This is a genomic window from Nocardia sp. NPDC002869 (genome assembly GCF_046764065.1).
Taxonomy (GTDB): Bacteria; Actinomycetota; Actinomycetes; order Mycobacteriales; family Mycobacteriaceae; genus Nocardia; species Nocardia rhamnosiphila.
Window position 1 is genome coordinate 1 of the sequence record NZ_JBKOOL010000192.1, and the last position, 10,186, is coordinate 10,186.

General features: G+C 67.4%; 14 protein-coding genes. 7 read left to right on the forward strand and 7 right to left on the reverse strand.

What is annotated here, in order from left to right; translation table 11 throughout:
* Window positions 1–104 precede the first annotated feature (104 nt).
* From ACLML9_RS25330 to ACLML9_RS25340, 3 genes are all read right to left on the reverse strand, one after another.
* Window positions 105–686 carry a DUF3558 domain-containing protein gene (locus ACLML9_RS25330; protein ID WP_411947867.1) on the reverse strand — a complete coding sequence of 194 codons (582 nt, stop codon included), beginning with the start codon at window positions 684–686 and terminating at the stop codon, window positions 105–107.
* 204 nt (window positions 687–890) lie between these two features.
* Entirely contained in the window at window positions 891–1,103 is a 213-nt protein-coding gene (locus tag ACLML9_RS25335; RefSeq protein WP_411947868.1) for a DUF397 domain-containing protein, read from the reverse strand.
* The gene (locus ACLML9_RS25340; protein ID WP_411947869.1) at window positions 1,100–1,993 is read right to left on the reverse strand and encodes a helix-turn-helix domain-containing protein; all 894 of its coding nucleotides are present in this window, start codon (window positions 1,991–1,993) and stop codon (window positions 1,100–1,102) included. The genes ACLML9_RS25335 and ACLML9_RS25340 overlap by 4 nt, the downstream gene beginning before the upstream one ends.
* Window positions 1,994–2,153: 160 nt before the next feature.
* Here ACLML9_RS25340 and ACLML9_RS25345 point away from each other — a divergent pair, with 160 nt between their 5' ends.
* Both ACLML9_RS25345 and ACLML9_RS25350 read left to right on the forward strand, forming a co-directional pair.
* Window positions 2,154–2,513, forward strand: a complete 360-nt coding sequence (locus ACLML9_RS25345) for a hypothetical protein (RefSeq protein ID WP_411947870.1) — start codon at window positions 2,154–2,156, stop codon at window positions 2,511–2,513.
* Window positions 2,510–3,082, forward strand: a complete 573-nt coding sequence (locus ACLML9_RS25350) for a hypothetical protein (protein WP_411947871.1) — start codon at window positions 2,510–2,512, stop codon at window positions 3,080–3,082. Before ACLML9_RS25345 ends, ACLML9_RS25350 begins: the two co-directional genes overlap by 4 nt.
* A gap of 24 nt (window positions 3,083–3,106) precedes the next feature.
* On the opposite strand, the gene ACLML9_RS25355 is transcribed toward ACLML9_RS25350, so the two are convergent.
* A complete protein-coding gene (locus ACLML9_RS25355) occupies window positions 3,107–3,760 on the reverse strand; it encodes an AIM24 family protein (protein ID WP_411947872.1) in 654 nt (217 codons plus the stop codon).
* 281 nt (window positions 3,761–4,041) lie between these two features.
* Between ACLML9_RS25355 and ACLML9_RS25360 the strand changes: the two genes are divergently transcribed.
* Window positions 4,042–4,845, forward strand: coding sequence for an SDR family oxidoreductase (locus ACLML9_RS25360; protein ID WP_411947873.1), 804 nt, complete (start codon window positions 4,042–4,044; stop codon window positions 4,843–4,845).
* A complete protein-coding gene (locus tag ACLML9_RS25365; protein WP_411947874.1) occupies window positions 4,842–5,669 on the forward strand; it encodes a DUF72 domain-containing protein in 828 nt (275 codons plus the stop codon). The genes ACLML9_RS25360 and ACLML9_RS25365 overlap by 4 nt, the downstream gene beginning before the upstream one ends.
* Before the next feature lie 114 nt (window positions 5,670–5,783).
* Here ACLML9_RS25365 and ACLML9_RS25370 read toward each other — a convergent pair whose 3' ends face one another.
* Window positions 5,784–6,389: a TetR/AcrR family transcriptional regulator gene (locus ACLML9_RS25370; RefSeq protein ID WP_411947875.1), complete on the reverse strand. Its 606-nt coding sequence runs from the start codon at window positions 6,387–6,389 to the stop codon at window positions 5,784–5,786.
* 93 nt (window positions 6,390–6,482) lie between these two features.
* Here ACLML9_RS25370 and ACLML9_RS25375 point away from each other — a divergent pair, with 93 nt between their 5' ends.
* The 3 genes from ACLML9_RS25375 to ACLML9_RS25385 all read left to right on the forward strand — a co-directional run bounded on the left by ACLML9_RS25375 (window position 6,483) and on the right by ACLML9_RS25385 (window position 9,607).
* On the forward strand, window positions 6,483–7,130 hold the full coding sequence (locus ACLML9_RS25375; protein ID WP_411947876.1) for an FMN-dependent NADH-azoreductase: 648 nt from the start codon (window positions 6,483–6,485) through the stop codon (window positions 7,128–7,130).
* 1 nt (window position 7,131) lies between these two features.
* Complete coding sequence (locus tag ACLML9_RS25380; protein WP_411947877.1) at window positions 7,132–7,452, forward strand: DMT family transporter; 321 nt, start codon at window positions 7,132–7,134, stop codon at window positions 7,450–7,452.
* Between the two features lie 199 nt (window positions 7,453–7,651).
* Entirely contained in the window at window positions 7,652–9,607 is a 1,956-nt protein-coding gene (locus tag ACLML9_RS25385; RefSeq protein WP_411947878.1) for a GMC family oxidoreductase, read from the forward strand.
* 10 nt (window positions 9,608–9,617) lie between these two features.
* Here the strand turns inward: ACLML9_RS25385 and ACLML9_RS25390 are convergent, their stop codons facing one another.
* Window positions 9,618–9,989 carry a DUF742 domain-containing protein gene (locus ACLML9_RS25390; protein WP_411947879.1) on the reverse strand — a complete coding sequence of 124 codons (372 nt, stop codon included), beginning with the start codon at window positions 9,987–9,989 and terminating at the stop codon, window positions 9,618–9,620.
* On the reverse strand, window positions 9,986–10,186 hold a 201-nt coding region (locus ACLML9_RS25395; RefSeq protein WP_411947880.1), incomplete at its 5' end, for a roadblock/LC7 domain-containing protein. The genes ACLML9_RS25390 and ACLML9_RS25395, both read right to left, overlap by 4 nt.

Consider the following 10,186-nt stretch of genomic DNA (forward strand, 5'->3'; position numbering starts at 1 on the left):
CCTTCGTCCTCCTGGCTCGGTTAGAGCCAGGGTCCCGACCAAAGGGGTCAGTTTTCGGTTGCCACGCAGGGGTCAGTATTCACGTGCCGTCGACAGCCTCGAGGTCATTTGGGCAGGTACGGTTCCAGCTTTTCGGCGTGCTCGACCGCCAGGCCGCATGGGGGTGACTCGGGCATCGAGTTTCGCTGGCTGTACTGCCAATCGACATACACCGTGACCACGCCTCGAGTCGTGGGAACGCTTGTATAGCACCGACGAATCGGGTCATCGTTGCCGTTCGGGTAGAACGTGAGTCCGGCTCGACCGTTCACCTGCCTCGCGGTGATCCCAGTGATAGATGTGTTCTCGTAGAGAAGATCCTGTGGGGAAGAACTGGATCCAACGCCGACGAAGTACGGCCCGTCCGATGCGTTCCATGCACAGATGCGCCACAGGGCCTCGTCTCCTGGCGCATCGGTTCGACTGTTCTTGCTTCCGGGATCGACTCCGGAAGCGCGCAGAGCTTCGTCCGACAACTCGGAGCAGGGGTTCCAATCGACGAACTGCTGTTCACCTGAGTTCGGTGCGCCCTCTGTCTCTGGTGCGCCATCGACAGGCGTCGCGCACCCGGCGACCAAGCCCACACCTCCAACGGCGAGGACAACGCGCCTGATCACCGCCGCAGTGTTTTTCCTCGCTGTACGCATGCCCCTCCTGCTACAACGTGTGAGCCTTCCACACGGACCCGAAATCACCATACCGGGTTGCTCTGCCGTCCGATACTGCGTAGACGTTGGGTGCGTGGCCTGCGATGACGCCTCGCGGCGCGCCCTGAACTGAAGTTGTCGACCGGGTTGCTCGGTGTCTAGGCGAGACTCGGTAGGGGCTGTGGTCGCGCGGCGGCACCCCCGTCACGATGGTGAAGGGCTGGGCTCACCGCTCTGCACGCTGGTCACGAAGGCCGACCACGCACGCGCGTCGAAGACCAAGGCGGGCCCGTCCGAGCGCTTCGAGTCCCGGATGCCGACTCGCCCGTCGTCCAGCCAGGCGACTTCGACGCATTCTCCGGCTGTGTGGCTGTGCGATGATTTGAACCATCGGCCGTGAGGCCGATCCGTCGTCATTGCTCGTATCTCCTTGCTACCTGCCGCAGTAGATCGCGCGATCGCTGTTCATCCAGTGTGGCGCACCGGAGCGTCTCGTGGATCTCGCGATAGACGTCCACGTCCGATGCATCTTCGAAAAACATCGAGCCAGTGGTCGTCTCGGTGTAGACCACCGGAGGTTCATCACGGTACTCGCGGCTGTGTTTCGGGAAATCGAGAACGATATAGGGAAGGACAGGATTCCACTTCCCTGGCAAGCCCGCTGCGAACGGCAGTACTCGGACCGTTACGGTCGGAAGCGTGCTCAAGTCGGCGATATGACGTAGCTGCGCGCCCATGACCGACTGCGATCCCACTCTTATGTGCAGGACGCTCTCGTGCATCAGGAACTCTGCTGACACGGGGCTGATTCGCCGAGTGAGTATCGCAGCTCGGCGCATTCGCAGCGTGACACGGCGTTCTAGGTCTTCCGGCGTATCGTGCGGAAAGAAAGGTCTCTCGACCGCTCTCGCGTACTCGGCCGACTGTAAGAGCCCGGGTACGACCGAGGACTGGTAAATATCCAGGTGAGAGGCTGCTGATTCGAGTCCCAGGTAGGTGCTGAATCCGCCCTTGAACAAGCGGTGCGTCCCGTTCCACCACGACTTGGTCGCCGCCTGCTGTGCCAGCTCTTTCAGCTCTTCGATATCGGCATCGTCGAGTTCGTAAAGCCTCCCGAACCCCTCCACGTCCCTCAGCTTGACCTTCTCGTTGTGCCCCTTCTCCAGTCGTATGAGCGCCGTTTTGCTCATCTCCATTTCGCGGGCCGCTTGTTCGAGGGTGAACCCCACCCCCTCGCGCGCTTCCCGCAGTGCGCGACCGAGTTGCCGGCGCGGCAGTGTCGAACCGGGTTGATCGTGTGTCGGCATTGTTCCCCTTCCCCAGATCGGTCCGGAACGGCCCAGGTGGCGGTCCGTTCCGGACGACGCCGCTCGGTCGACCGGACTGTTGTCTGGATGTACGGATGAGCTGAATTCTGCTGTGTTGCTGAGCCGTACGGACGCGGCGTGCGGGCAGCAACATAACCATATGGCCGAGCAACACGGAAGCCCGCTGACCAGGGCAGGACAACAGGATCACGACGAGTCCGCGCACCGCGCGGCAGGAGCGTGGGCGCGCTCCGGGACGGGTTCCGAGCGGCGCCCGGCGCTGATCGGTGTGCCGCGGGGCGTGCGCTGTACCGAGTGCGACGGCCGGCGGGTGGTGTGGTGGCTCGACCGGGATTGTGTCCGGATCGTCGAGTTGCGGGATGCTTCCGGTGGCCGGATGCCGGTCTCGGGGGCGCCGGATCTGGCGGAGATGCGGGAGCGTCGTCCTGAGCTGGCGTCGCTGTGGGACGCCGTCCGGCACGACCTGTGGTCCCGGCTCGCCGCGGCGGTCCACGGATGACCCTGATCCGCTATCCCGACCCGGAGTCGGTCGACGAGATCGCCGCCCGCTATCTGCTGTCGCTGCCCGCGGCGTTGATGCCGATGCTGTACGGGTTCCGTTTCGACGGCCACGCCATCGACGCGGAATGCGCGGCCGTGGATCTTGCGGGTGAACGGGGCGAGGGCGAGAGCAATCCGATCCATCGGTGCGCGGCGGATCTGCGCCGGCTGCTCGGGCCGGGCATGTTCGGATTCGGTCTGGTATTCGTCGTCTTCGCCGATCAACTCACCGATCGGCCGGAGCACCGGCACATTCCCGAGCAGGTCCGTGCGGCGGCCGAACAGCTACCGGGCGCCGACGACCTCATCGTGGCCGCGATCGCGGACGCGCGGGGCCGGCAGTGGTGGGCCGTGGTCGGGCGGCATCTGAGGGAACTGGGCCCGGTGCGTATCCACCTGCCCGCGAGCACGCCGGATCGTTGGCGTATCACCGCGGGTCTGGATGTCTCGCTGTGGACTGCGGCGTTGGCGCTGGACGATGCCAACCACCCGCACTTGTTACGACTGCGGGCCGCTTCGGAGCCGTGAGCGTGGATCGCGGCCGGGGATCGGTCAGGCTTCGCTGGGCTGGACGATGACGAAACCTTCACCGTCCAGCCGCAGCTGGAACGCCTCACCGGACCCGCCGCGCACCATCGAGCCGAACGACTGCGACCGGTTGAGCGAGGTCTGCAGGTTCGCGCTCCAGCCGACCACGGCGTCGGTGTCGACGAAAACAGGGGCCTGAGGGTGCACCGGAATGATGATCGGTGTTCCCGCGCAGATCAGACCGAGCCGTCCCTGCCCGGAGAACACACAGTTGAACAGCCCGCCGCCGGCCATCCCCATGCCCTGCACCATGCGGATGTCGTAGTGCAGACTCGAATCGAACACCAGCACATTGCGGCCGTTGAGGGTGAGTGCGTCGCCCGGGGCCAGGTCGACGGTGAAACAGTTGCGGTCGAAATGCGCGAACCAGGCCTCGCCGTGACCGCGGACCGTCATCAGCGGCACGCCTTCACCGGTGAGCGCGCGCTGCAGGAACTTCCCGACGCCCTGGCCCTTCTTCTCGAACCGAAGATCCCCGCGAAAGGCGACCATGGAGCCCTGGCGGGCGAGGCATTCGCCGTTCACCGCGTATTTCAGGGATTTGGCGCTCTGCGCGGTCAGGCCGGGGGCGGTGGCGGGCTGCGCCGTGTTCTCGGCGGCGAACAATTCACTCTGCACGATGATCCTCTCCTGGCACCCACGGACAGTCGCCAGCCTATGGGACATATTCCGCCGAGCCGGTGGTGTCGCTCGCATCCGGCTGCCGACCGAGCGCAGCGCCACGCCGACGGCTCGGTTCCCTCTCCCGGCTCGCCGGCCCGGGCCGCACGGTGAGGGAAGACATGCTCCGGCCCGGGCGGGCGTCGGCGGCACCCGCCCGTGCTACGCGCGGGTCCGTTAGATTGGCGGATCGGGTGGCCTCACCCGGTTGACCACGGATCGTCGAGGATAGGTGTCGTATGGCCAAGACCGCGCTGGTGACCGGAGCGTCCTCGGGGATCGGCCGGGCTACTGCCGCGCTGCTGGTGCGGCGGGGATACCGGGTGATCGGTACCAGCCGGAATCCGGAGACGATCGCGGACTCGGCGCGGGTGGCGGGGGTGGAGTATCGCGTGCTCGATCTGACCGATCAGGCGGGGATCGAGCGGTTCGGCGCCGATCTGGGGCCGGTGGATGTGCTGGTCAACAATGCGGGGGAGAGCCAGTCGGGGCCGCTGGAGGAACTGCCGATCGAGGCGATCGAGCGGTTGTTCCAGTTGAATGTTTTCGGGGCCGTCCGGCTGGCGCAGCTGGTGCTGCCGGGGATGCGGGAGCGGGGTTACGGGCGGATCGTCATGGTGGGGTCGATGCTGGCGAGTTTCCCGCTGGCGTATCGGTCGTCGTATGTGGCGGCGAAGGCGGCGATCAAGGGGTTCGCTGATGCGGCGCGGCTGGAGACGGCGCAGTTCGGGGTGTGGATCAGCACCGTGGAACCGGGATCCATCGCCACCGGGATCGGGGAGCGGCGGACGAAGTACATCGCGCCGGATTCGGTGTACGCGCGGGATTTCGACACGATGATCACGCATCTGGATCGCAACGAGCGGGCCGGGATATCACCGGAGCAGGTGGCCGAGACGATTCTGCGGGCGATCGAGGCGGATAAGCCGAAACCGCTGTACGCCCGGGGGAGTCGTGCGCCGATCGTCTTTCTGTTGCGGCGGTTGGCGCCCGCATCGGTGATCGAGAAGATCGTCGCGGGGACGCACGGGCTGAAGCGTTGAAGCTCCACGTCGGCTGCGCCATGTGGACGCATACCGCGTGGCCGGTCCGCGGGGACAAACTGCGCGGTTATGCACAGTGGTGCAACGCGGTGGAGGGGAATACGACGTTCTACGCGGTTCCGGCGCGGCGGACCGTGGAGAACTGGGCGAGCCAGACCGATCCCGATTTCCGGTTCGTGATCAAACTGCCGAGAACACTCACCCATGAGCGCCGGCTGTCCGGGGTGGACGCCGAACTGCGGCAGTTCCTGGACACGATGGAACCGCTCGGATCCCGGATGCATGCGCTGTGGGTGCAGCTGCCGTCCTCGTTCGGGCCCGCGGACCTGGGCGCGCTGGCGATGTTCTTCCGTGGGCTGCCCGCGGAACTGCAGCTCGCGGTGGAGGTGCGGCATCCGGAGTTCTTCATCGACGAGGGTGCTGCCGCGCAACTCGAGCGGGTCCTGGGCCGGGTCGGCGCCGAATGGGTGCCGTTCGACACCACCGTGCTGTTCGCCGTGCCCGCCGCGAGCCCGGCCGAATTCGAGGCCCGATCCAAAAAACCGCGGCTGCCGCGCCGAATGAAAGCACTGACGGCCGCACCGATCGTCCGATACCACGGCCGCGACGATCACGCTGTCACGGTCGCGGGCTGGCGACCCTGGGTCGAGCAGACGGCGGAATGGCTGCGCGAGGGACGGTCGCCGACGGTCTTCCTGCACACGCCGGATAACGCTTCGTCCCGGGATCTCGCGCGCCGGTTCCACGACGAGGTCCGCGGATTGGTGCCCGAACTCGAGCTCTTGCCGGACCCGGCGGCCGCCGAGCCGATGACGCTGTTCTGATGGCGGGCCCTTTCGGTCGCCACCGTCGACCGGGCGCTCCCTCGCACATACTCGGCGAATGGATCCCGCGAGCCCTCGACGACGAGATCCGGGGGCGGCCGGCGGGCACGCGGGTCAGTCGGCCGCGGACGCGATGACGGCGTGGGCGAGTTCGGTGAGCGCGCTGGTGATCTGCGCGGAATCGATGCCTCGTTCGCGCTGATGCCGATAGACCTCCACGGCCACGGGGGCGAGTAGGACGTCGACGAGCGGGTCGGGTCGCGCCACCCCCGCTGTCACCAGCAGTGCCCGCACATGTGCCGACCAGAACCCGTACGCGCCGGTGGCGAATCGTGCGCCACCGCTCTCCGCGCCCAATACGAGATCGGCGTGCGCATCGAGCAGTTGGATCATGGCCGCGTAGAAGGCGGCCAGCCGCTCCGCCGGGGGTGCGCCGGGACCCAATGGTGGTGGTCCACCGAGCAACTGCTCCTGGAGTTCTCGTTCATGGTCGTCCAGCAGGGCCGTCGCGATGGCGCCGATATCCGGATAGCGGCGATACAGTGTGCCGCGCCCCACGCCGGCCGCCTTGGCGATGTCGTCCATGGTTACCGCACGTGGATCACGGACGGTGAACAGTTCTGCCGCCGCGGCGAGGATCTTCGCCCGATTGCGCGCTGCGTCCGCTCGTTCGCCACCCCCGGGTGCCGGTGCCGTGAGCAGGTCGACCCGAATAGCCATCCCAGCACCCTAACGCAATAAGTGGACATTGTGTCCACTTGACTCTACCATCCGATAATTGGACGCACTGTCCACTTATTTGGAGGTTTCATCATGTCCACTCTGTTGCACCTGGACTCGAGCGCACGCACCCGTTCGATCAGCCGGGAGGTGAGCGCGGCGTTCGCCGACTCCTGGCGTCTCGAACATCCCGGCGCGGGCTATGTGTACCGGGATCTGGCGGCCGACCCGGTGCCGTTCATCGATGCCGGCTGGACCGAGCTCTGCGACGCGGTGCTCGCCGCGGGCGCCACCGACCTCGATCGGCTCGCCACGCTGGTTCACACCCCGGCCCAGGCCGCGGCGTGGCGGACCATCGAACCGCTACTGGCCGAACTGCTCGCCGCCGACATCGTGCTGATCGGCACCCCGATGTACAACTACTCCATTCCGGCGGCACTCAAGGCGTGGCTCGATCAGGTGACCTTTCCGCGGATGTCACTGGCGCCGCGCCGTTTCGTGGTGGTCACCGCGCGCGGCGGCGCCTACTCGCCCGGTACGCCCAAGGCCGCTCTCGACTATCAGGAAAGCTACCTACGCGACTTCTTCGCCGGTCATTTCGCCGTGACCGACCCGGTTTTCATCAACGCCGAGCTGGCCAACTCGCGTCAGGATCCGGCCCTGTCGCGACTGCGCGGCGAGCACGATGCGTCGTACGCGCGGGCCCTCGACACCGCCCGTAGGCTCGGTAAGGGGTACTGAGGTGAGCTGGTTCGTACTCGCTCTCGCCGGAGTGGTCGAGATCGCCTGGTCGCAGAGCATCAAACCGACAGAGAATTTCACGCGGCCGCTGCCCACGCTGCTCTGCTTCGGGCTCGCCGCTGTCGCTGTATACCTGCTCTCGTATGCGATGCGCACCCTGCCCGTCGGCACCGCCTACGCCGTCTTCACCGGCATCGGTGCACTCGGCGCCATCGGCCTCGGCGTGGTCGTCGACAAGGATCCGCTCAGTGTGGGCCGGGTGCTGGCGCTGTCGATGATCGTCGCCGGCATCGTTTTCGCCCGGCTCACCGACGCCCACTGACCGGGGGCGGCCGCATGGTCCTTCCTCGTCCCCCGGTCGGCCGTTCGTTGCCGCGGAGCGATCGGGCGCGGTCGATCGCCGGTCGAAGTGAATCGAAGTTCTGGAATATTTGCCGCATTCACGCCGGATTTTATCCACATTTGTAAGCGGTGATTCACGCGCCGTGATAGAACTTCGGCAATCTGAAAGGCGGATAGGTATGAAGGCGACTGCCAAGCAACGTGCCGCGCTCGGGACGATCTGCGATACGTTCGTGCCGGGGGACGGTCTCACGTTGCCGTCGGCGACCGAAATCGGTGCCGTGGACACCGTATTCGAATTGCTGGGGCGCAATCCTCGGGAGGCCGAGGGCAAGCAGCTGGCGACGCTGCTGGATGTCTGGGATTCCCCCGTGACCGGTCTGCTCACCGGGCGGGGGCCGCGGCGATTCTCGAAGCTGTCCCAGGAACAGCGGGAGCGGGCGCTGCTGCGGCTCGGCGACTCCCGGATAGGCGCGGCACGGGCGGTTTTCCAGGCGCTGAAACAGGCGTCGCTGCTCGCCTACAACGTCACGCCGGGACCCACCGGATTCCACCCGCTGTGGAAGGAGATCGGCTACCCGGGGCCGCCCGGACCGCTGCCCACCGCGCCGCGGCCCGCGCTGGCACCGCAGCGGATCACCGAACCCGGCACACTCACCTGTGATGTGGTGATCGTCGGGTCGGGCGCGGGTGGGGGGACGGCGGCGGCCGTGCTCGCCGAAGCGGGACTCGACGTGATCGTCGTCGAACGCGGCGGCTACTACGACGACCAGGATTTCGGCGCGGGCGAACTCGCGGGCCTGCGGCAGCTGTACGCGCCGGGACCGTCGGCCTCGGCCGAAGGGCAGATCACGCTGGTCGCGGGAACCTGTCTGGGCGGCGGGACCGTGGTCAACTGGAGTACCTCGCTGCCGACACCCGACACCGTGCGCGAGGAGTGGGCCGGGGTCGGCGCGAAGCAGTTCGGGGAGGCCGAGTTCAGCGAATCGCTGGACGCGGTGGTGCGCCGGCTCGGGGTGAACGAACGCCGCTCGATCCTCTCGGCGCGCGACGGGGTGCTGGAACGCGGCGCCGGGGCGCTGGGCTGGGCGGTGGACCCGCTGCCGCGCAATGTGACCGACGCCTGCGATGCCGGGGTGGAATGCGGCCGGTGCGGTAACGGCTGCCGGGTGGGGGCCAAACAGTCGGTCACCAAGACGTGGCTGGCCGATGCCGCCGCGCGGGGTGCGCGGTTGATCGTGGACGCCGAGGTACGGCGGATCGCGGTCCGCGAGGGTAAGGCCGAATCGGTCTCGGCGCGCACCACGACGGGTATCGAATTCGAGATCCGGGCCCGGGCCGTGGTGGTCGCGGCGGGCGCGATCCAGACCCCGGCGCTGCTGAAGCGCTCGGGACTGGCGAACAAGAACATCGGCCGTTATCTGCGGCTGCATCCGGCCGCGGCGGTGTTCGGGGTGTTCGACGAGGAGATCCGCCCCTGGGAAGGTGGATTGCAGACCCGTATCTGCCGTCGGCACGCGGACCTGGACGGCAACGGATACGGCGTCATCTACGAGACCGGGCCGCTGCATCCGGGGCTGTCGACCGGGTTCATGAGCTGGCGCGGCGCCGCGAACCATCGCACCGATATGCTGGACTTCGGCCGCTCGAACGCGATCGGCATCATCACCCGCGATCGTGATTCCGGGGTGGTGAAGGTGGACCGCGACGGGCACCCCACCGTCGACTACCGCATCTCCGACTACGACGCCGGGCATCTGCACACCGGGATCGAGGGCGCGGCGAGCATTCTCGAAGCCGCCGGGGCGCGGCGCGTCTTCTCCGGGCATCAGGCCGGGATCTCCTACGAACCCGGCGTCCGGGGGTCGCACGCCGACTTCTCCGCCGCCTGCCGCACCGCGGGCTACGGGCCCGGACAGTGTGCGCTCGGCGCCCTGCACATCATGGGATCGGCGCGGATGGGCGGTTCGCCGGAGCTCTCGGCGACCGACCCGGACGGCGCCACCTGGGATGTGAAGAACATCGTCGTCGCCGACGCGTCTTGCTTCCCGACGTCGTCCGGGGTCAACCCGATGGTGTCGATCGAGGCGATCGCCCATATGAACGCGAAACGGCTGGCCGCCCGGCTGACCTGATCGCTGCGGCTCAGCCGCCGCGCAGACTGTTCGCGATGGTCCGCAGGAGGCCGAGATCGGCGGTGCCGCCGGTCTCGGCCGGGGCGCGGACCAGCAGGCGTCCGTCGTCGACCAGATCACCGATGAGGACCTTGGTCAGCGCGAGCGGAACGTGCAGTTGCGCCGACACCTCCGCCACCGATTGCGCCACCCGGCACAGGCGGACGATCTCGACGTATTCCGGTTCCGTCCGCCGCGAGGCCGGCCCGGGCGAGGCGTCGACCACCATGGTGTCCAGGGTGAGGTCGCTGCGCGAGGCGCGGCCGCGGCCCCGGGTCACCGCGTAGAGGCGTACGACGGGACCGGTGTCCTCTTCGTCCCAGTCGTCGTGCGGGCCGTTCACGGCTGCGGCGCACCGTTCGGTTGCGGGCGCGAGTCGACGGCCAGATGGCTGCCGACCCGCTGCACGGTTCGGTTCATCTCGAACGCGACCATGCCCATATTCGCGGATTCGGTGGCCAGCAGCGCCAGGCACGCATTGGCGCCGGCGGCGGTGATGAACAGGACCGCGCGGTCGAGTTCGACCACGGTCTGGCAGAC

Excerpts from the sequence above, each read along its gene's own strand:
- ACLML9_RS25340 (WP_411947869.1), bottom strand. The coding sequence starts at position 1,993 with ATGCCGACACACGATCAACCCGGTTCGACACTGCCGCGCCGGCAACTC.
- ACLML9_RS25345 (WP_411947870.1), top strand. The coding sequence starts at position 2,154 with ATGGCCGAGCAACACGGAAGCCCGCTGACCAGGGCAGGACAACAGGAT.
- ACLML9_RS25370 (WP_411947875.1), bottom strand. The coding sequence starts at position 6,389 with ATGGCTATTCGGGTCGACCTGCTCACGGCACCGGCACCCGGGGGTGGC.
- ACLML9_RS25350 (WP_411947871.1), top strand. The coding sequence starts at position 2,510 with ATGACCCTGATCCGCTATCCCGACCCGGAGTCGGTCGACGAGATCGCC.
- ACLML9_RS25330 (WP_411947867.1), bottom strand. The coding sequence starts at position 686 with ATGCGTACAGCGAGGAAAAACACTGCGGCGGTGATCAGGCGCGTTGTC.
- ACLML9_RS25360 (WP_411947873.1), top strand. The coding sequence starts at position 4,042 with ATGGCCAAGACCGCGCTGGTGACCGGAGCGTCCTCGGGGATCGGCCGG.
- ACLML9_RS25375 (WP_411947876.1), top strand. The coding sequence starts at position 6,483 with ATGTCCACTCTGTTGCACCTGGACTCGAGCGCACGCACCCGTTCGATC.
- ACLML9_RS25335 (WP_411947868.1), bottom strand. The coding sequence starts at position 1,103 with ATGACGACGGATCGGCCTCACGGCCGATGGTTCAAATCATCGCACAGC.
- ACLML9_RS25385 (WP_411947878.1), top strand. The coding sequence starts at position 7,652 with ATGAAGGCGACTGCCAAGCAACGTGCCGCGCTCGGGACGATCTGCGAT.